18 protein-coding genes and 1 pseudogene are annotated in these 20,913 nt (G+C 57.8%); 11 read left to right on the top strand and 8 right to left on the bottom strand.

Annotated features, from left to right (window positions below):
* Positions 1 to 528 precede the first annotated feature (528 nt).
* Genes rapA through BFR47_RS02810 form a run of 4 tightly spaced genes read left to right on the top strand, consistent with a single transcriptional unit; the run spans position 529 to position 5,787 of the window.
* Positions 529 to 3,402, top strand: coding sequence for an RNA polymerase-associated protein RapA (gene rapA, locus BFR47_RS02825; RefSeq protein WP_071471663.1), 2,874 nt, complete (start codon positions 529 to 531; stop codon positions 3,400 to 3,402).
* A gap of 19 nt (positions 3,403 to 3,421) precedes the next feature.
* Positions 3,422 to 4,081: an RluA family pseudouridine synthase gene (locus BFR47_RS02820; RefSeq protein ID WP_217645429.1), complete on the top strand. Its 660-nt coding sequence runs from the start codon at positions 3,422 to 3,424 to the stop codon at positions 4,079 to 4,081.
* A gap of 4 nt (positions 4,082 to 4,085) precedes the next feature.
* Complete coding sequence (locus BFR47_RS02815) at positions 4,086 to 4,883, top strand: DUF3530 family protein (protein WP_245748773.1); 798 nt, start codon at positions 4,086 to 4,088, stop codon at positions 4,881 to 4,883.
* The gene (locus BFR47_RS02810; protein WP_071471661.1) at positions 4,837 to 5,787 is read left to right on the top strand and encodes a D-2-hydroxyacid dehydrogenase; all 951 of its coding nucleotides are present in this window, start codon (positions 4,837 to 4,839) and stop codon (positions 5,785 to 5,787) included. Before BFR47_RS02815 ends, BFR47_RS02810 begins: the two co-directional genes overlap by 47 nt.
* 64 nt (positions 5,788 to 5,851) lie before the next feature.
* Here the strand turns inward: BFR47_RS02810 and djlA are convergent, their stop codons facing one another.
* Positions 5,852 to 6,655 carry a co-chaperone DjlA gene (gene djlA / locus BFR47_RS02805; RefSeq protein WP_071471660.1) on the bottom strand — a complete coding sequence of 268 codons (804 nt, stop codon included), beginning with the start codon at positions 6,653 to 6,655 and terminating at the stop codon, positions 5,852 to 5,854.
* 263 nt (positions 6,656 to 6,918) lie between these two features.
* Here djlA and lptD point away from each other — a divergent pair, with 263 nt between their 5' ends.
* From lptD to BFR47_RS02775, 6 genes are read left to right on the top strand one after another with little or no spacing between them, the layout of a single operon-like run.
* Entirely contained in the window at positions 6,919 to 9,276 is a 2,358-nt protein-coding gene (gene lptD, locus BFR47_RS02800) for an LPS assembly protein LptD (protein ID WP_071471659.1), read from the top strand.
* A gap of 24 nt (positions 9,277 to 9,300) precedes the next feature.
* Complete coding sequence (gene surA / locus BFR47_RS02795) at positions 9,301 to 10,617, top strand: peptidylprolyl isomerase SurA (RefSeq protein WP_071471658.1); 1,317 nt, start codon at positions 9,301 to 9,303, stop codon at positions 10,615 to 10,617.
* Positions 10,614 to 11,603: a 4-hydroxythreonine-4-phosphate dehydrogenase PdxA gene (gene pdxA / locus BFR47_RS02790; protein WP_083398979.1), complete on the top strand. Its 990-nt coding sequence runs from the start codon at positions 10,614 to 10,616 to the stop codon at positions 11,601 to 11,603. The genes surA and pdxA overlap by 4 nt, the downstream gene beginning before the upstream one ends.
* Complete coding sequence (rsmA, locus tag BFR47_RS02785) at positions 11,596 to 12,402, top strand: 16S rRNA (adenine(1518)-N(6)/adenine(1519)-N(6))-dimethyltransferase RsmA (protein ID WP_071471656.1); 807 nt, start codon at positions 11,596 to 11,598, stop codon at positions 12,400 to 12,402. Before pdxA ends, rsmA begins: the two co-directional genes overlap by 8 nt.
* Positions 12,403 to 12,404: 2 nt before the next feature.
* A complete protein-coding gene (gene apaG, locus BFR47_RS02780) occupies positions 12,405 to 12,779 on the top strand; it encodes a Co2+/Mg2+ efflux protein ApaG (protein ID WP_071471655.1) in 375 nt (124 codons plus the stop codon).
* Positions 12,779 to 13,594: a symmetrical bis(5'-nucleosyl)-tetraphosphatase gene (locus tag BFR47_RS02775; RefSeq protein WP_071471654.1), complete on the top strand. Its 816-nt coding sequence runs from the start codon at positions 12,779 to 12,781 to the stop codon at positions 13,592 to 13,594. The genes apaG and BFR47_RS02775 overlap by 1 nt, the downstream gene beginning before the upstream one ends.
* Before the next feature lie 78 nt (positions 13,595 to 13,672).
* Here BFR47_RS02775 and folA read toward each other — a convergent pair whose 3' ends face one another.
* The 4 genes from folA to rplU all read right to left on the bottom strand — a co-directional run bounded on the left by folA (position 13,673) and on the right by rplU (position 16,030).
* Positions 13,673 to 14,155 (bottom strand): type 3 dihydrofolate reductase, encoded by a 483-nt coding sequence (gene folA / locus BFR47_RS02770; RefSeq protein WP_071471653.1) that lies wholly within the window; start codon positions 14,153 to 14,155, stop codon positions 13,673 to 13,675.
* 3 nt (positions 14,156 to 14,158) lie between these two features.
* Positions 14,159 to 15,325 (bottom strand): Obg family GTPase CgtA, encoded by a 1,167-nt coding sequence (cgtA, locus tag BFR47_RS02765; protein ID WP_071471652.1) that lies wholly within the window; start codon positions 15,323 to 15,325, stop codon positions 14,159 to 14,161.
* 118 nt (positions 15,326 to 15,443) lie between these two features.
* Complete coding sequence (gene rpmA / locus BFR47_RS02760; protein ID WP_071471651.1) at positions 15,444 to 15,701, bottom strand: 50S ribosomal protein L27; 258 nt, start codon at positions 15,699 to 15,701, stop codon at positions 15,444 to 15,446.
* Positions 15,702 to 15,718: 17 nt separating this feature from the next.
* Positions 15,719 to 16,030, bottom strand: a complete 312-nt coding sequence (rplU, locus tag BFR47_RS17360) for a 50S ribosomal protein L21 (RefSeq protein WP_083398978.1) — start codon at positions 16,028 to 16,030, stop codon at positions 15,719 to 15,721.
* Between the two features lie 234 nt (positions 16,031 to 16,264).
* Between rplU and ispB the strand changes: the two genes are divergently transcribed.
* A complete protein-coding gene (ispB, locus tag BFR47_RS02750; protein WP_071471649.1) occupies positions 16,265 to 17,239 on the top strand; it encodes an octaprenyl diphosphate synthase in 975 nt (324 codons plus the stop codon).
* A gap of 156 nt (positions 17,240 to 17,395) precedes the next feature.
* On the opposite strand, the gene BFR47_RS02745 is transcribed toward ispB, so the two are convergent.
* The 3 genes and pseudogenes from BFR47_RS02745 to hflK form a co-directional block, all read right to left on the bottom strand.
* Positions 17,396 to 18,694: an adenylosuccinate synthase gene (locus BFR47_RS02745; RefSeq protein ID WP_071471648.1), complete on the bottom strand. Its 1,299-nt coding sequence runs from the start codon at positions 18,692 to 18,694 to the stop codon at positions 17,396 to 17,398.
* 132 nt (positions 18,695 to 18,826) lie between these two features.
* Entirely contained in the window at positions 18,827 to 19,714 is an 888-nt protein-coding gene (gene hflC / locus BFR47_RS02740; RefSeq protein ID WP_071471647.1) for a protease modulator HflC, read from the bottom strand.
* A 3-nt stretch (positions 19,715 to 19,717) separates the two neighbouring features.
* Positions 19,718 to 20,877: pseudogene (gene hflK, locus BFR47_RS02735) on the bottom strand (FtsH protease activity modulator HflK).
* Positions 20,878 to 20,913: the final 36 nt, after the last annotated feature.

Raw genomic sequence — 20,913 nt, 5'->3', positions numbered from 1 at the left:
GAGCCATGATCAAACTCTTCAATTAAAGATTTGATGCTCAATGAATTACTGAAGTGTTGCTATTTCTAGTGCACTTCGACAAGACATTGAAAAACAATATTTTTTTGTTTCTCAACTACCTGCGAGTGCCCACACAGTTTGCTTGATATATTGTTAAAGAGCGTTGACCTTGTTTCAGGTCAGGGATGCGTATTCTACGCATTCCGTTTTGTTCGTCAAGCGTTGAAGCAAACTTTGTTTCGTTCGTTTCGAACCCTTGTGACCGTTGGCGTGTTGCCCCGTGTCAGTGGATGCGCATTATAGGGACCGCCCGATTTTGCGCAAGGGCTTTTTTGATAAAAAAAGCCGTTCGCTCACGTTTTGAACGATCCGTTATTCTTTACCCCTTTTCTGCCTATATAGATGTCTTTACCACTTCTATTCTTATGGCTTGTTTCATCAAGACCGCTTTGGCGGATGCGCCCTCTGTGGGCTTGGGGTAAGATAGCGCCCCCTTTTTTATTCCCCCTCTTCAGCTTGGAGAATTGAATGCCTTTTTCCCTCGGCCAACGTTGGATTAGTGATACAGAAACCGATCTTGGACTGGGCGCCATCGTCGCTATCGATGTGCGTATGGTGACCATGCTATTTCCTGCCTGCGGTGAAAACCGTATGTATGCCAAGGAAGACGCGCCTGTTACCCGGGTGATGTTCAATCCGGGTGATACCATCAGCAGCCATGAAGACTGGGAGCTGGAAGTGGCTTCCGTCACGGAACAAAACGGTCTGTTAACCTACCACGGAACTCGACTGGATACCGGTGAGCCAGCCAGCCTGAAGGAAACCTTTCTCAATCACTTTATCAAGCTGAACAAACCCCAGGAACGATTGTTTGCCGGCCAGATCGATAAAATCGGGCGCTACAACCTGCGCTATCAGGCGCTGATGCACCAGTTCAATCAGCGCCGCTCGCCGTTGCGCGGCCTGGCCAGTGGCAAGGTCAGCCTGATCCCGCATCAGCTGCACATCGCCAAGGAAGTCGGCGGTCGCTATGCCCCCCGTGTGCTGCTGGCAGACGAAGTGGGCCTGGGCAAAACCATCGAAGCCGGCATGATCATCCAGCAGCAATGGTTGTCGGGCCGAGCCGGTCGCATCCTGATCCTGGTACCCGATGCGCTGATCCATCAGTGGCTGATCGAAATGATGCGCCGCTTCAACCTGCATTTTGCCCTGTTCGATGAAGAGCGCTGTGTCGAAGCCTTTGCCGACGCCGCCAATCCGTTTGATACCGAACAACTGATTCTGTGTAGCCTCGATTTCATTACCAAGAAGCGCAAGCGCTTCGAACAGTTGCAGGAAAGTGACTGGGATCTGCTGGTGGTCGATGAAGCCCACCACCTGGTGTGGGATGCCGAACGCCCCAGCCGGGCCTATGAGGTGGTCGAGGCCCTGGCCGAGCACACCCCCGGTGTGTTGTTGCTTACCGCCACCCCGGATCAGCAGGGCCACGAGAGCCATTTTGCCCGTCTGCGGTTACTCGATCCCGAACGTTTCTACGACTACGACGCTTTCCTGGCCGAGGAAGAAGAATATCAGCCGTTGGCAGCGGCGGCGGAAGCCTTGCTCTCCGACGCCCCGCTGGATGAAACTGCCAAAGCCCGCCTGGCTCCCTTTATGGATGGTCAGGATGACGGCAACCTGGCCGATCCTGCCACGCGGCAGAAGCTGCTGGCCCAGTTGCTCGACCGTCACGGCACCGGTCGCCTGTTGTTCCGCAATACCCGCCAGGCTATCAAGGGCTTTCCCGCACGCCAGCTGCAGCTGCACCCGTTGCCCCTGCCCAACCAATACAAAACCGCCATCCGCGTGGCGGGCATGATGGGCAGCCATCAGGATACCGCCGACAAGGCGCTGCAAGCCCTGTATCCGGAAGATATTTATCGCCAGTTTGAAGGTGGTGACAACGCCTGGACCCAATTCGACAGCCGGGTGGAATGGCTGCTGGAATACACCAAATCCAGGCGCAACGACAAGATCCTGATCATTACCGCCAGGGCCGGTGTAGCGCTGGCGCTGGAAGAAGTGCTGCGGGTCAGAGAAGGCATCCGCGGCACCGTGTTTCATGAAGGCATGTCGCTGCTGGAGCGGGACAAGGCTGCGGCCTACTTTGCCCAGCAGGAAGGCGGCGCTCAGGTAATGATCTGTTCGGAAATCGGCTCGGAAGGTCGAAACTTCCAGTTTGCCCATCAACTGGTGCTGTTCGATCTGCCGCTTAATCCGGATCTACTGGAACAGCGCATCGGTCGTCTCGATCGTATCGGCCAGCAGCACAATATCGATATTCACGTACCTTATCTCGAAGGGACGGCACAACAGGCACTGACCCTGTGGTATCACCAGGGGATGGATGCCTTCAGCAAGCCCAATGCGGTCGGCCAGCCGGTCTATCAGCAAGTCTCCGAGCGACTGCTGGCACTGCTGGCCGACCACGGCCAGGACGAAATGGCTCTGGAACAGCTGATTGCCGATACCCGTTCCCTCACTCAAGAGCTAAACAGTCAAATGGAACTGGGCCGGGATCGCCTGCTGGAGCTGAACTCCAGCGGAGTGATCCTCAACCGGGACCTGGCCGCCGAGCTGACCGAGATCGATCAGGATCCCACCCTGGCCATCTTTGCCATCAAGCTGTTTGACGAAGTCGGTGTGCATCAGGACGACCGTGGTGAAAACGCCATCGTGCTACGCCCCACCGAGCAGATGCTGATTCCGAGTTTTCCTGGCCTGCCGGAAGATGGTGCCAGTATCACCTTCGACCGAGACACCGCCCTTGCCAGGGATGACCTGCATCTGCTGAGCTGGGATCACCCGATGATCCGCGGTGGTATCGATCTGGTGCTGGGCTCCGAGATCGGCACCACTTCGGTGGCCATTCTCAAGAACAAGGCCCTGCCGGTCGGCACCCAGTTCCTGGAACTGATCTTCGTGGCCGAATCGGCCCATCATGCCCAGTTGTACCGCTTCCTGCCGCCCGCACCTATCCGTCTGCTGCTCGACAAGAATGGCAACGATCTGGCGGACAAGGTCAGCTTCGAGTCGTTCGACCGGCAGCTCAGCCCCGTCAACCGCCATCTTGCCAGCAAGCTGGTTAACGCTTCCCAGACCGTTATCCATCAACTGCTGCAACAGGCTCAGCCGGTCGCCGAGCAGCAAATGCAGGTGCTGGTGGAACAGGCCCGGTCGCGGATGCATGAGTCTATCGGTCAAGAACTGCAGCGTCTGCAGCAGTTGGCCAAGGTCAACCCCAATGTGCGGGAAAGTGAAATCACCCATGTACAGGAACTGCAGGATGAGCTGGACAGCCTGCTCAGCCATACCCGCTTAAAACTGGATGCAATTCGGTATATTGTAGTCAGCCACCAATAAGGACAATGCTGCCATGGCTTTGCTGCGTTACGATCCACCGATGGATCCCCAGTTTGACGTGCTGTATCAGGACGACAGCCTGATTGTGCTGAACAAGCCCAGCGGCCTGCTCAGCGTACCCGGCCGAGATCCGGTTCATCACGACAGTCTGTCCTATCGGGTAGCTCGCGTTTATCCCACCGTTCAGGTCGTGCACCGGCTGGACATGGCCACCTCCGGCGTCATTGTCATGGCTCTGCATCCCAAGGCACACCGGGAGCTGAGCCGGCAGTTTCGTGAGCGTGAAACCGCCAAGTGCTATTACGCCTGGGTGTACGGTAATCCCAAACAAGGCGCGGGCAGTATCGATCTGCCGCTGTGCTGCGACTGGCCCAACCGGCCCCGCCACATGGTCAGTCATGAGCACGGCAAAGCCGCCCTCACCCACTGGCGCTGCCTGCGCCGGCTGGGTGATCGCAGCCTGATCAAACTGACGCCGATCACCGGTCGTTCCCATCAGTTGCGGGTGCACATGCTGAGCATCGGGCACCCGATTTTGGGAGACAACCTCTATGCCGAAGGGGAGGCTCTGCACATGGCCCCCCATCTGCAACTGCATGCCGCCGAACTGGAGTTTCGCCATCCCAGAACCAAGGAGTGGCTGACCTTCAGTGCGCCGGCGCCCTTCGACATGGAATAGAAACGTGAGATCAGGATGGTGGGCAGGGTGTTGTCTGGCATTCATCCTGCTGACCACAACGGACAGCCAGGCCAGGCTGGCATGGAACGCCTTTGAGCAATACCAGTCGTCCACGCGCCTGCTGCGTTTCGACGCCGTCAGTACCACCGCCGCCGGTACCCTGCTGATCTGGCCCGAGCTGGGGCAAATGCATCACTGGCTATCGATGGCAAAACACTGGCAGCAGCGAGGCTGGAATTTTATTCTGCTGTTGCCAGACCCGGCGCAGCAGTCTTTCGATCCGGCCAGCGAGCAGCCGACCGAGTCGCAACGGCAATGGCTGGAATTGGAAGCCAGTCGCCTGAGCGAAGCACTGGCCGAATTCGAATCATCACCTCCCTTGCTGGTTATGGCCCAAGGCAGCGCCGCACTCTGGTATCAACAGCTGGTCGACAGCGCGACACTGCCACCACCGGACGGGCTGATGCTGATGGATGCCTTGCCTGTCCCCTTGGCTCAGCAAAAAATGCTGGCCATGAGCCTGGCCCGCAGCCCTTACCCGGTGCTGGATATTTACAGCCGGCCAAGCCGTCCCCTATCCTGGCACAATCTACAACAACGCCAGCAAGAACTTGCCCGACGGGAAAAAACCGGTTATTCCGTCCAGCACATCGACGATCTGGGCAGACTGGAAAAACTCATCTCAAGCTGGCTGGTACGCCAGGGCTGGCTACCATTGCCACCCGGCGCACCGGATTACTTAAAGGAACAACGCCATGAAGCTGGTATTTCTGGATCGCAAGACCCTGGCAACGGACATTAACCTACGGATGCCCTCCTTTCCCCATCACTGGCAAAGCCATGAAGAAACCGCCCCCCATCAGGTACTGGAGCGGCTGCAGGATGCGGATATCGCCATCGTCAACAAGGTCCGACTCGGTGCCGACCTGCTGTCTCGGCTACCCCGGCTCAAGCTGGTGGCCATTGCCGCCACCGGCAGCGATAACGTCGATCTGGAAGCCTGCCGCCAGGCCGGTATTACCGTCTGCAACATCCGTGATTACTCGAAAAATTCGGTGCCGGAGCACGCGCTGGCGCTGATCATGGCACTGAACCGCAGCCTCAATGCCTATCACTCCTCCATTGCCGCCGGACGCTGGCAACAAAGTGGCCAGTTTTGTTATTTCGATTATCCGGTGCGGGATCTGGCCGGCCAGACTCTGGGGCTGATCGGTTACGGCACCATTGCCCGGGATCTGGAACAACTGGCGACGGCGCTGGGTATGAAGGTGATCGTCGGTGCTCGCAAGGGACAGCCCGCCGGCGAAGGCCGGGTGCCTTTCGAGCAGCTGCTGAGTGATGCCGATGTCATCAGCCTGCATTGTCCGCTGACCTCCGAGACGCGCCATCTGATCGGAGAAGCGGAGCTGGCACGGATGAAAAAGGATGCACTGCTGATTAATGTTGGCCGTGGCGGCCTGGTGGACGAGGCCGCCCTGCTGACGGCATTGAAAGAGCAGCAGATTGGCGGTGCCGGTTTCGATGTGGTGAGCGAGGAGCCGCCGGCGCCGGACAATCCGCTGATGCAGGCCCTGCAGTACCCCAACTTTATCCTGACACCGCATGTTGCCTGGGCCAGCCATACCGCCATGCAACGGCTGGCGGATCAGCTGATCGACAACATCGACGCCTTCGTCGCCGGCCAGCCGCAGCACCGGCTGGTTTAAAAAGCCGGGGACGCGGGGCTCGGGATTGGGGATTTGAGAGTCCCTAATCCCTGTTCACGGCCTTTCAGCGAAGATTTCGTGCCGCCTTGATGGTTTCCCAGGCCTGCTGTATGTCCTGGGCCTTTTCCTTGGCCATGTCCATCATCTCCTTGGGCAGCCCCTGAGCTACCAGCTTGTCGGGATGATGCTTGGACATCTGCCGGCGATAGGCGCGTTTGACCGTACTGTCGTCGGCTTCCGCTTCGACTTCCAGAATATGATAGGCATCCCGCAGTCGCTCCGCCGGCGGTTGCGCGTGGCCACCGGCGCCATGAGCATGGCCCTGTCGAAAACCATGCAGCTGAGCCTCGGCAAAGGCCAATAGCTGCTTCAGCTCGGCTTCGGAAAAACCCAGTTCGACGGCGATGGTCAGTAGCAAACGACGTTCGGCCGAGTGCAGCTCACCATCGGCAAAGGCCAGCTGTAACTGAACTTCCATGAAGAAGCGCAGCAGATTGCGGCTGTCTTTGACCCGGGCCCGAAAGCGGCGCAGGGTCTCGACCAGAGGGAAGTCGGCGCTCTTGCCCTCACGAAAGGCATTCTGGGCCTGCACCCGCCGTTCCCCCTGTAGCCTCATCTGGTTCATCAACTGCTCGGCCAGACGGATTTCCTCACTCGACACCTGGCCGCTGGACTTGGCCACATGGCCCATGGTGGCAAAGGTGGTGTAAAGAAACTCGGCCTGGGCCCCCTTGTTGAACAACCAGGCGTTGGCCAGTTTCCTGTCGACCAGATGTCCAAGCCATAATCCCAGCAGGGCGCCCGGAATATTGCCAATCAGCAGCCCGAACAGAAAACCAATCAATTTGCCTTTAATGTGTGCCAGCATTTATGAAGCCTCCGGGGCATTCACCGGCATCCGTTGCCGAACGGCAACACCAAGGCACATCGGGAGCGAGGGCCAATGGAGAACAGCTAACTTCATGAAAGGATCCCGGATGAAAAAGTGACGCTAAAGCAGGGCCATAGTGCTGACCGCAAGAATGCTTTATCATAGCCCGCTACCATAAAGTAATGACACCAAAAGCTCAACCAGCCTTAAACCCCGGGATCAGGGCGGTGTCGCCACGACAGAAATGCGAGCGTCAACCCATGAGAATACGGATTATCGGCTTTCCCCTGCTGTTTATCTCGGGCCTGAGCCAGGCTCAGACAACTGCCTCGACCGCAGCCGCTGAAACGCCCCTTAACTTCAGCCGTTGTTTCAGCCATGTCCCGCTGCGGGTGGACTCCTCCCAGAATGATCCCAATGCCCCCATTACCGTCACCGCCGAAGTGCTCAATGCCACTCGGGACGGCAAGATCCTGTATCGGGGCGATGTGCAGGTGGCTCAGGGGGCGCGCCAGTTCAACGCCGACTATGTAGAACTGGAGCAGCTCAGCCGGGATGTGCTGGCCGAAGGCGACATTCATTATACCGATGGCACCATCAGCGTAGACAGCGACCAGAAGCTGACCGGTAATCTTGTTACCAAGCGGACCGAGCTGGGCGACGCCCGTTACCAGCTTCATGGCGAGCCGGGCCGGGGACAGGCGCGCCGGGTACAACTGAGCGATAACACCAATCAGGTCGATTTAAACGAGGCCAGTTACACCACCTGCCCCCCCGGCGAAGAAGCCTGGCAGCTCAAGGCCAGCTCGGTCCGTGTCGAGCAGGACGAAGTGTTCGGTGAGGCCTGGAATGCGGTGTTATGGCTGGGCGAAGTGCCGGTCTTCTACTTCCCCTACCTCAAGTTTCCGGTCAAGGACGAACGCCAGAGCGGCCTGCTCTATCCTTCCTTCGATTTCGGTAGCGACAACGGCACCGATATCCGCCTGCCCTATTACTGGAATATCGCGCCCAACTACGATGCCACCCTGACGCCCCGTTACATGGCAAAACGTGGCACCATGAGCCAGCTCGAGTTTCGCTATCTCCCGGAGGAAGGACAAAGCGGCACCCTCTACGGCGAATACCTGTCGAGTGACGAGAAACTGAGCGAGACCGAATGGCAGGACCAGGCTCGCTGGTTGTTTAACTGGCGTCACAACGCCCGCTTTGACGGCGAAGGTCACTGGCGCGGTAACCTCGATTACACCAAGGTTGCCGGCTGGGATGTCGACTATTTCGACGACTTTTCGCCGCCGGTTGGCCAGCTGGTTGACGACCAGCTGATGCAGTCCCTCAGTGGCGGCTATTATGACCGCCACTGGCAACTGACCACGGAAATCAGGGATTATCAGATCCTGAAACTCGACCAGGACACCCAGCCTTTTCAGCTGGCCCCCAGCCTGAACCTGACCAGTTATCGCGGCTTTGGTGATTTCGATCTGGCGCTGGACTCCGAGCTGACTCAATTCAAAAACGACGACGAAAATGTCTACCAGGCGACCCGTTTTCATGCCGAGCCCAGGCTGATTTATGCCGTCGTCGACAAGCCGGGTGCGAAGCTCACCGCCGATGTGGGTGCCTACTACACTCATTACGAGCAGGATATTCCCGATACCCTCTCGGATTACTATGGCTCGGACGGCCTGGGCTTCACCACCGACACCCTGGACTCCAGCGTCGACCGCCTGCTGCCGCGCCTGCGACTCAACGGCACCCTGGTGTTCGATCGGGAAGCCCGGTGGTTTGAACAGGATTTCACCCAGACCCTGGAGCCGCAACTGCAGTATCTGTATGTTCCCTACGAGGATCAGGACAATATCGGCCTGTACGACACCACCGACATGCGCCAGGACTACTACAGCCTGTTCAGTGATCGCCGCTATGCCGGCCTGGACCGGATCAGTGACGCCAATCAACTGACCGCCGGTTTCACCAGCCGTATCTACGACGACAGCAGCACCGAACGGTTGCGCCTGGCCCTGGCCCAGACCTATAACTTTACCTCGCCGCGGTTATCGCTGTTTCCCAGCGATGAGGCCAGTGATATCAATCGTTCCTTCCTCACCTTCGAGGGCGACCTCAACGTGGACGGTAACTGGTTTGTACATACCGAAGCTCAGCAGGATACCCGTAACCACCGACTCGCCGCCGGTAACATCACCCTGGAATACAACAACGAGGGCAAGCTGGCCCAGTTGGGTTTTCGTCACCTGAACCAGACCTACTACACCGATGCCAGCCTGGATAACGACCTGAACCAGCTGGGCGGCACCTTCTCCTGGCCGCTGGATCCTCAGTGGCGGCTGATTGGCGGTCATTACCGGGATATTGAACTAAGTCGCAATATCGATACTCTGATAGGGCTGCGTTACGACTCCTGCTGCTGGGCCGTCAGCCTGGTATGGGAGCAATCGCAAGAAGAAGACTCACTGCTCAGCACCACCGAAGTACAGCAGGATACGCTGATCGGGCTGCGATTCGAACTGAAAGGGTTAAGCTCGCTCGGTACCGGCAGCAGCGAATTTTCTCCGGGTACCAGCCTGTTGCCTTATTATCGCCCCTTTAACCTCAATAACTGATTTTCATTGCGCACAGGACTTGTCATGAATAAAAGATGTAAACAACTGCTGATTGCCGCCGGCGTGAGCCTGCTGTCGGCCACCAGTCAGGCGGCGGAGTTGCTGGACAAAGTGGTTGCCGTCGTCAACCAGGACGTGGTGCTGGAAAGCCAGCTGACGGGCCTGGTCAACCAGGTCAAACAAAGTGCCCGCGCCGCCGGACAGCCATTGCCGGAAGAACAACCGCTGCGCCGTCAGGCACTGGAACGACTGGTGCTCGAGAGCCTGCAACTGCAACTGGCCGAACGGTTGGGGTTGCGCATTACCGACACCCAGCTGGAACAAGCCATTGTCAATATCGCCCGTAGCGAAGGCAAGACGCCCGAGCAACTGCGTGCCGGTATCAAGGCCGAAGGCCTGACCTATGCCCAGTTTCGCGAGCAGGTTCGCAACGAAATCCTGCTGAGCGAGCTGGCGCGCAACCAGGTGCGCCGTCGCATCAATATCTCCGATCAGGAAGTCAAACAGGTCGTGCAGATGATCAAGGAGCAGGGCCAGAATCAGACCCGGTATCGGGTGGGCAATATTCTGCTGCCGCTGCCCGCCAATCCGGATACCGAGCAATTGCGCCAGGCCAGCAGCCAGGCCGAACAGCTGCTCAGCCAATTGAAGCAGGGGGCCGATTTCCGCAAACTCGCCATCGCCCACAGCGCTGGCCCCAAGGCATTGGAAGGTGGTGACTGGGGCATGCTCGGCATCAATGAAATGCCCTCCCTGTTCAGCGAAGCCGTGAAGAATAACCGCAAGGGTGATATCATCGGACCGATTCGTTCCGGTGCCGGCTTGCATATTCTCACCATTTTCGATATCCAGGGCAGCAAGGCCAAAACCGTGCAGGCGGTGGAAGTCCGGGCCCGTCACATTCTGCTCAAGCCCTCCATCATCATGAGTGAAGAGAAAGCCCAGTCCCGACTGGCCGGCTTTGCCCGCTCCATTCGTGCCGGTGAGGCCAGCATGGCCAAGCTGGCGGAGCAATTCTCGGAAGATCCCGGTTCGGCCATCAATGGTGGCGATCTGGGCTGGGCGGCACCGGAAATGTATGTCAGCAGCTTTAGAGACACCGTCAATCAACTCGAGGTGGGACAGCTCAGTGCCCCCTTCCGCTCGGAGCATGGCTGGCACCTGGTACAGCTGGAAGACAAGCGCGTGATGGATGCCACCGAGCAGGCCACCGAGCAAAGAGCCTATCAGCTGATTTTTAATCGTCGCTTTACCGAAGAAGTGCAGACCTGGCTGGACGAGCTGAGGGACGAAGCCTATATCCGTATTGTCGACACCCATTTATCGAACGGTGAACTGTGACTTGTCAACGTATCGCAATAACGCCCGGTGAGCCCGCTGGCATCGGCCCCGAGCTGATGCTGGCGCTGGCCGAACAGGACTGGCCAGTAGAGCTGGTGGTGATCGCCGACCCGGATCTGATCCAGAGCCGGGCCGACGCCCTCGGCAAACCGCTGACCCTGCAACCTTACCGGCCCGAACAGCCCCCTCAGCCTCAGCGAGCGGGCACCCTGACCATTGAGACGATCAAACTGGCCAGGCCGGCGGTGCCCGGCGTGCTCGACGAAGCCAACGGTCTATATGTGCTGGAAACCCTGAAGCGCGCCTCCGATGGCAATATGAACGGTGAGTTTGCCGCCGTGGTCACGGGCCCGGTCAACAAGGGCATCATCAACAAGGCCGGGGTCTCGTTCAGCGGCCATACCGAATTTTTTGCCCAGCAGGCCAATGTGCCGGATGTGGTCATGTTGCTGGCGACGCCAGGCCTGCGCGTCGCCCAAGTCACCACCCATATCCCGCTGGCCTATGTGGCCAAGGCCATTACCGAAGAGCGGCTCAGCAAGATCATTCGCATTCTGCATGCCGAGCTCAAAGCCAAATTCGGCCTGCCCAGCCCCCGTATCTATGTCTGTGGTCTCAACCCCCATGCCGGCGAAGACGGCCATCTCGGGCGAGAGGAACTGGATATCATCATCCCCACCCTCGATACGCTCAGAGCCGAGGGCATGGATCTGGTCGGCCCGCTGTCCTCGGATACGGTATTCCAGCAAAAATACATGCAGGATGCGGATGCCTTCCTGGCCATGTACCATGATCAGGGATTACCGGTACTGAAATACATCGGCTTCGGTCAGGCGGTCAATATCACCCTGGGGCTGCCCTTTATTCGCACCTCCGTGGATCACGGCACCGCGCTGGAACTGGCCGGGACCGACAAAATCGATGCGGGCAGCATGCTGTGCGCGCTTAATCAAGCCATTGAAATGATAGAAAAACGCGATGAATAGTAAGGTCCACCAGGGTCACAAGGCCCGCAAACGTTTTGGTCAGAATTTTCTGCACGATGACTACATCATTGATCAGATAGTCAATGCTATTCATCCCAGCGATGATTTTACCATGGTCGAAATCGGCCCCGGCCTCGGCGCCCTCACCGGTCCGGTCTGCGAGCGCATCAATCGCCTCAACGTGGTGGAGCTGGACCGGGATCTGGCCGCCCGCCTGGCCGAACATCCTTTTTTAAAGGACAAGCTCAATATCCATCAGGCCGATGCGATGAAGTTTGACTTCACCCAGTTGCAGGAGTCCGGCAAGAAGCTGAAAATTTTCGGTAACCTGCCCTACAACATCTCCACCCAGCTGATGTTCCACCTGTTCGAATTTGCTGCGCAGGTGGAAGACATGCACTTCATGCTGCAGAAAGAAGTGGTCAACCGGCTTGCCGCCGGCCCCGGCAGCAAGGCCTACGGTCGGCTGAGCGTCATGGCCCAGTATTACTGCCAGGTAGTGCCGGTGCTGGAAGTAGGGCCCGAGGCCTTCCGCCCTGCCCCCAAGGTGGAGTCGGCGGTGGTCAAGCTGTTGCCTTACGAAACCCCGCCCCATCCGGCGAAGGATATCGGCTGCCTGTCCCGGGTTGCCGCCGACGCCTTCGGCCAGCGGCGCAAGACCATCCGCAACAGCCTGAGTCACCTGTTCAATGCCGAGCAGCTCACCGCACTGGGACTGGATCCTTCGGCCCGCCCCGAGCAGCTGACCCTGGTCCAGTACGTGACCCTGGCCAACGCCCTGGCCCAACAAAAGGAATAACCATGACCCCCGGCGCGATTCATATCACCACCCAACCCCAGTACCTGGCTGACCGCTCTGCTCCCGACGAGCAGCATTATGTGTTTGCCTATACCATTACCATTCATAACAAGGGTAATGAGCGGGTCAGGCTGATGAGCCGTCGCTGGGTGATCACCGATGCCAACGGCAAGATAATCGAAGTGGAAGGCAGTGGCGTGGTGGGTGAACAGCCCAGCATAGCGCCCGGCGAGGACTATACCTATACCAGCGGTGTCAGTCTGGAAACTCCAGTCGGCGTCATGGAAGGCAGCTATACCATGACCCGGGAAGACGGCAGTGAGTTTCAGGCACCTATCGATGCCTTTCGCCTTGCCCTGCCCAACCTGATCAACTAATGGCCACCTACCTGATTGGCGATCTGCAGGGTTGCCTGACAGAACTGGATCAGCTGCTGGCCGAAGTGGCGTTCAACCCCTCTCGTGACCAACTGTGGCTCACCGGCGACCTGGTCGCTCGCGGGCCGGACTCGCTGGGTTGCCTGCGCAGGGTCATCGCACTCGGCGATGCCGCCACCACGGTGCTGGGCAACCACGACCTGCATTTGCTGGCGGTGGCACACGGCATCCGTCACCCCAAAGCCGCCGACAGAGTCGATGAAATACTGCAGGCGGCCGACAGGGCCGATTTGCTGTATTGGCTGCGCCATCAGCCACTGCTGGCCGAGCATGAGCAGCATGGCTTTGCCATGAGCCATGCAGGACTGCCTCCCCAATGGAGTCTGGATCAGGCCAGAGAGGCCGCACGGCTGGCCGAAGCCGAGCTGCAATCCCCCCGTTACCGGCAGCGGCTGCAACAGATGTACGGCAATCAGCCGGACTACTGGCAACCCGAACTGGCCGAGACAGAGCAGTTACGCTATACCATCAATGCCTTTACCCGCATGCGGCTGTGTCATCCGGATGGTCGGCTGGACTTCGCGCACAAGGCCGGGCTGTCCGAGGCGCCGACGGCCCTGAAGCCCTGGTTTGAACTGCGTCACGATCATCAGGATCCACCGCTGATCTTCGGCCACTGGGCGGCATTGGAGGGTAAATGCGACACAGCCGGCATCCATGCACTGGATACCGGCTGTGTCTGGGGCGGCAGTTTGACGTTGTTGTGCTGGGAAAGCGGAGAACGTATCGCCACTCCCTGTCCGGTTTATGCCTGAGGATCACGAGAGGTGTGAGGTGTATCCGCGTTATAACGCCATCAAAAAGCCCGGCACATCGCCGGGCTTTTTACGCACTCAGATCCGCTCCAGCATCTGAAAGCGGCAATCGTATTGATTGCGCTCATCTGCCGGACGCCACTGCTCCGATACCAGCCGCCAGTCTGATTCGATCAGGGGAAAATGAGTATCCCCCTCCAGACTGGTTTCGATACGGGTCAGGTACAGCCGCTGTGCCAACGACATGAAGGCGGCGTAAAGCTGCCCTCCACCGATGATCATCACCTCGGCTTCACCCTCCAGCAACGCCAGAGCCTCGACGGGAGAAGCCACCAGCTCGGTCCCCGCCGGGGCCGTGGTCAGGTGGGTGCTGACGATGATATTACGCCGCCCGGGCAGAGGTTTGCCGATGGAGGTGAAGGTGTTACGCCCCATCACCACCGGCTTGCCCAGTGTCGTTTGCTTGAAATAAGCCAGATCCGCCGGCAGGTGCCAGGGCATCTGGTTATCCTTACCGATCACCCCCTCTCGGGTCATCGCCACGATCAACGACACTATCATGCCTTACTCCCGGGTATAAACGACGTGACCGTCGTCGTCTTCATCATCCCAGTCATCATCATCGTCAGCCTGTTCGCTGTTTTCGCTCAGGGTCGCCTGATGATATTCATCCCATTTGAAGTTGACCGGCTCGCGGGCGGCTTCCAGCTCCTGCTGGGTACGCGGATTTTCATCCAGGAACTCCATCAGCGCCTGAGTCAGCTCCTTGGTGCCTTCCTTGCCGATGGCACTGATGCGGAATACCGGCCCCTGCCAGTCCAGCAGCTCAACCACCCGTTGTATGATGGCCTCCGCTTCGTCTTCCAGCACCAGATCCAACTTGTTGAATACCAGCCAGCGCGGTTTGGCGGCCAGCGCATCGCTGTACTGCACCAGTTCGTTGACGATGATATCCGCATTGTCTGCCGGATCGGATTCATCCACCGGCAGCACATCTATCATGTGCAGCAGTACCCGGCAGCGTTCCAGATGCTTGAGGAAACGAATGCCCAGGCCGGCACCATCGGCTGCGCCTTCGATCAGACCGGGGATATCGGCCACCACGAAGCTCTTGTGACCATCGCAACGTACCACGCCCAGGTTGGGCACCAGGGTGGTAAAAGGATAATCGGCTACCTTGGGTTTGGCGGCAGACACCGAACGGATAAAGGTCGACTTGCCGGCATTGGGCAGGCCCAGCAGACCCACATCGGCCAGCAGCATCAGCTCCAGCAGCAGGTTGCGGATTTCGCCGGGCGTACCGTTGGTCTTCTGTCTGGGTGCCCGGTTGACCGAGCTTTTGAAACGCGCATTACCCAGGCCGTGGAAGCCTCCTTTGGCGACCAGCAGCTTCTGGCCGTGACGAGTAAGGTCACCCAGAATTTCGCCGGTCATTTCATCCTTGGCGCGGGTACCCACTGGGACCGTCAGCACCAGATCCTTGCCGCGCTTGCCGGTACAGTTACTGCTGCGGCCATTCTCACCCCGTTCGGCCCGGTGAAAACGCTCGAAATGGTAGTCGATCAGGGTATTGAGGTTCTCATCGGCCAGCAGGTAAAGATCGCCGCCATCGCCGCCATCGCCGCCATCGGGGCCGCCGTTGGGTATATATTTCTCTCGGCGGAAGCTGACGCAACCGTTACCGCCGTCACCGGCTTCAACCCGGATTCCCGCTTCATCGACAAACTTCATTGCATTGCTCTCCCATTCGTTTTCTGAGCCCAGTCTATCCGGCTCAAACGCCGAATGTGCTTTCTGTAAAGCAAAAAGCCCCGCCGGTTGGCGGGGCTTTTTCAGTCCAGCTTGCAGCTTACTCGGCTACAATGCTAACGAACTTGCGGTTCTTGGGACCTTTCACCTCAAACTTCACCTTGCCATCGGCTTTGGCGAACAGAGTGTGATCTTTGCCCAGGCCTACGTTGTCGCCGGCATGGAACTTGGTGCCGCGCTGACGAACGATGATGTTGCCCGCCAGGACATTTTCACCACCAAAACGCTTAACGCCAAGACGTTTACTTTCTGAATCGCGACCGTTACGAGTTGAGCCGCCTGCTTTTTTATGTGCCATGGAACTTAACTCCTCTCTTAGGCGCTGATACCAGTGATCTTCACTTCAGTGAACCACTGACGATGACCCTGCTGTTTGCGAGAGTGCTTACGACGACGGAACTTGACGATCTTGACTTTTTTGCCACGACCGTGAGCTACGACTTCAGCAACTACTTTGCTACCGTCGATGTAAGGAACACCAACTTTAACGTCTTCACCTTGGGCAACCATCAGCACTTTGTCGAATTCAACAGAAGCGCCGGTTTCAACGTCCAGCTTTTCCAGACGTACCACCTGCCCTTCGGCTACACGGTGCTGTTTTCCGCCGCTTTGGATTACCGCGTACATGATTATAACTCCGAATATGGCACTTTTACCCTCTTCGGGCCGTGCACTAAAACTGTTCTACAATGGTCGCGCATTGTACGCAACTTGATACCCCGAGACAAGGGCGCAACTGCAAAAAAATCAGTCTGCTCCGGTTTACGAGCAAAGCCCGGCCGGGTGACTTTATCCCTTTGAAGAATAGTGTAAAATCCTACCATCAATGGCTTTAGACTGCATCGTCCGGCTTATAACTTTATGGTAGATATCAACAAGATAAAACAACTGACCGAGCTGGATATGCAATCGGTCAACACCCTGATCATGTCGCGACTGCAATCGGATGTGGCCCTGATCAACCAACTCGGCTTCTACATTGTCAGCGCCGGCGGCAAGCGCATGCGCCCGCAGCTCACCGTGCTGGCGGCCCGAGCCCTCGGCTATGAAGGCGAGGCCCACATTACCCTCGCCGCCATCATCGAATTTATTCATACCGCGACCCTGCTGCACGATGACGTGGTGGACGAATCGGATCTGCGCCGGGGCCGGGATACCGCCAATGCGCTGTTCGGCAATGCCGCCAGCGTCCTGGTCGGCGACTTTCTCTACACCCGCGCCTTTCAGATGATGACCGAGCTGGATAACATGAAAATCATGAATATCCTGAGCGACGCCACCAATATCATCGCCGAAGGCGAAGTGCTGCAGTTGATGAACTGTAACGATCCGGACACCACCGAAGACAGCTACATGCAGGTGATTTACTGTAAAACCGCCAAGCTGTTCGAGGCGGCCACCCGTCTGGCCGCCGTGCTGACTCATCAGCCACCGGAAATCGAACAGGCCATGCTCGACTATGGCAAATACCTGGGCACCGCCTTCCAGCTGGTGGACGACATCATGGACTACAGTTCCGATGCCGGCGACATGGGCAAGAACGTCGGTGATGATCTGGCCGAAGGCAAACCGACCCTGCCGCTGCTGCGTGCCATGGCTGTCGGTAATGATGTCCAGCGTGAGCGTATCCGCGATGCCATCGCCAACCGGACCGGCATGGAACATCTCGGCGAGATCATGACCATCCTGGCCGATACCCGCGCACTGGAATACAGTCAGCAGCGGGCTCAGGAAGAGGCGCAGAAGGCCATCGACAGCCTGGAGATACTGCCCGACTCCGAGCACAAGTCGGCGCTGGTAGCACTGGCTCACATGGCGGTAAAGCGCAGTAGCTAAGAGGCGGTGAAATGTGAAGGGGAAGCGTGAGCAGTAAGGTGTTAAACGCCTAGAGCTGAAAGGTCTTCCTCCTCATCCATTCCCTCACTTTCCCGAGCTCAATAAAAAAACGCCAGCCCGAAGGCTGGCGTTTTTAATGGCATCTGAACCAGAGGATCAGGCTTCAAACGGGTGGCGCAACACCATGGTCTCGGCACGATCAGGACCGGTAGAGATGATATCTACCGGTACACCGGTCAGCTCTTCGATACGATTGATGTAGTTGCGGGCCGCCTGAGGCAGACCTTCCACCGTGGTCACACCGAAGGTGTTGTCGCTCCAGCCAGGCATGGACTCATAAACCGGCTTGACGGTTTCATAGCCCTCGGCCGCCATCGGCGGTACATCCTTGACCGAACCATCGGGCATCTGATAGCCAACGCAGATCTTCACTTCTTCCAGACCGTCCAGCACATCCAGCTTGGTCAGGCAGAAGCCGGAGATGGAGTTGACCTGAATGGCGCGCTTCATGGCTACCGCATCAAACCAGCCGGTGCGACGCTTGCGACCGGTAGTGGCACCGAACTCCTGCCCCTTGACGCCCAGGTGCTGACCCACGTCATCAAACAGTTCGGTAGGGAAAGGACCCGAGCCCACGCGGGTGGTATAGGCCTTGACGATACCCAGCACATAATCCAGGTAGCAGGGGCCGAAACCAGAGCCGGTGGCCACGCCGCCGGCGGTGGTGTTGGACGAGGTCACATAAGGATAGGTACCGTGGTCGATGTCCAGCAGCGTGCCCTGGGCACCTTCGAACATGATCTTTTCACCGTTCTTGCGCGCCCGGTCCAGCACGTCGGTTACATCCACTACCATGCTGGTCAGCAACTCGGCATAGCCCTTGGCCTGCTCCAGCACTTCCTCGTAGGAGACGGCTTCAACGCCGTAGAAACCGGTGAGCTGGAAGTTGTAATAAGCCAGGACTTCTTTCAGCTTGTCGGCAAAGCTGGCCATATCGAACAGGTCACCCACGCGCAAACCGCGACGAGCTACCTTGTCTTCATAGGCCGGACCGATACCACGGCCGGTAGTACCAATCGCCTTGGCGCCACGGGCTTCTTCACGAGCCACGTCCATGGCGACATGATACTTGAGGATCAACGGGCACGCTTCGCTCAGCACCAGGCGCTCACGCACCGGTACACCGCTGGCTTCCAGACCCGCCATTTCCTTCAGCAGAGCTTCGGGCGACAGCACCACGCCATTGGCAATGATGCAGGTACAGTTATCACGCAGAATGCCTGATGGAATAAGATGGAGTACGGTTTTTTTACCGTCGATGACCAGAGTATGACCGGCATTGTGTCCGCCCTGATAGCGCACAACATAACGGGCCTTGTCGGTAAGGAGGTCTACGACCTTACCCTTGCCTTCGTCACCCCACTGGGTGCCAAGTACAACAACGTTTTGTCCCATTTTTCCTTTCACTAACTGTCAAGTTATTAAAAATGGAGTCTATCAAATTTTGACCAAGGCCGGAACATGATAAGACATGGTTTGATGGAAAATGTCGGATAGAAAAAAGCCCGGTTGCCCGGGCTTTTGATTTTACTGAGCCAGTCCCGAAGGATTTTTGAGATAACGGAAGAAATCGCCCTCCGGCTTGAGGATCATCATGTCCCCCTGCTCGAAACTCTTGCGATAGGCTTCGAGACTACGGATAAAGCTGAAAAATTCCGGATCCACCGAGTAGGCATCGGAATAGATGTTCGCAGCCAATGCGTCTCCCTGACCCCGCAGGGTACGGGAATTACGCTGGGCTTCGGCGATCATTACCGTTACCCGACGATCCGCTTCGGCCTTGATGATTTCGGCCTGCTCACGACCCTGGGATCTGTGTTCACGGGCCACGGCGGTACGCTCGGCTCTCATGCGCTGGTAGATGGAGTTGGACACTTCGGTCGGCAGGTTGATCTGCTTGATCCGCACGTCCAGCACCTTGATCCCCAGCTCGGAAGACGACTCCAACAGGCCACGCAGCGCGCTTTCCATCACATCGCCCCGCTCACCGGACACGATGTCGCGAATGGTGCGGCTACCGATTTCGGAACGCAGGCTGTTGTTGATCCGCCGGCGCAGCAGGCTTTCGGCCTGCAGGCGATTACCGCCACCGGTCGCCAGATAGTAGTTGGCGAAGTTATCGATGCGCCACTTGACGTAGGAGTCAATGATCAGATCTTTCTTCTCCGAGGTCACGAAGCGATCCACCTGATCGTCCAGCGTCTGAATGCGGGCATCCAGCTTGCGTACCTGATCGATCATCGGCACCTTGAAGTGCAGACCGGGCTCATAGACGGTAGGCAGATCGGAGCCTTGCTCCCGCTTCACCTTGCCGAATTGCAGCACAATGCCCCGCTCGCCTTCTACCACCACAAATACCGAGGAGTAGAGCACGATGGCAATCAGGGCAAGAACCACGATTAATACTCTTTTCATCGCTTAGTTTCTCCCTGTCGGACGAATGGAACCGTTATCGGAACCGGGTCTAAGCTGTCCGCTGTCTTGATTGGCAGGCACATTACCGTTCAGATAGTCGGAAGTAATGATATTGGGATCAACCCGGGTGGCGCGGTTGGCATTCTGCTCGGCCAGTTTGTCCAGCGGCAGATAAAGCAGGCTGTTGTTACCTTCCGGCGTATCCACAATCACCTTGTTGACCTTGCTGTAGATCTCTTCCATCGTTTCCAGGTAAATACGGTCACGAGTCAACTCGGGCTGCTGCTGATACTGAGGCAGCAACTCACGGAAGCGAGCCACTTCACCTTCGGCACGCAGGGAAACCTGCTCTTTATAGGCTTCGGCTTCCTGCAGCAGTCGCTGTACCTGACCGCGAGCCTTGGGCTCGATTTCACGGGCATAGGCTTCGGCTTCACGAATAAAGCGCTGTTCGTCTTCCTGTGCCGCAATGGCATCATCGAAGGCGTCTTTTACTTCTTCCGGCGGACGCGCCGGCAGGAAGTTGAGATCCAGCACCGCCAGGCCCAGCTGATAAGGCTCGGTAATCTGCTCCAGCAACTCACGCGTTTCCTGACGCACTCGTTCACGGCCCACGGTCAGCACATCGTCCATGGTGCTGTGACCCACCACATAGCGCAGGGCACTGTCGAGCGCCTGCCGCAAGCTGTCGTCGGCATTGGTCACGTTGAACAGGTAGTCACGAGGCTCAAGCACACGATACTGCACATCCATTTCGACACGAACCAGGTTTTCATCCCGGGTCAGCATAAAACCGGATGCCGGCAGCGAACGCACGGTTCCACATCGACCGGAAACACCCGATCGATAAAGGTCGCCTTCCAGCTCAGGCCCGGCTCTACGGTTTGGTAGTAGTTACCGAACCGCAGCACCACGCCACGCTGGGCTTCCCCTATGGTATAGAAGCCGCTGACCACCCACACCACCAGTGCGAGTACCAGCCCCACCACAATACCGAAGGAGCCGACACCACCGCCGCCGGAGCCACGATTGCCCAGCAAGCCACCCAATTTACTACTCAGGTTACGAATCACCTGATCCAGATCTGGCGGGCCCTGATGTTTGCCGTTATTCCCCCAGGGATCACGGTCTTTGCCACCATTTCCAGGCTCATTCCAAGCCATTTGTCTCTCCGTCTTTCTGGTTTATGAAAGTAACTT

The organism is Oceanisphaera psychrotolerans (genome assembly GCF_001870485.1).
GTDB classification, from domain to species: domain Bacteria; phylum Pseudomonadota; class Gammaproteobacteria; order Enterobacterales; family Aeromonadaceae; genus Oceanimonas; species Oceanimonas psychrotolerans.
This window is presented reverse-complemented; position numbering and strand designations above follow the sequence as displayed.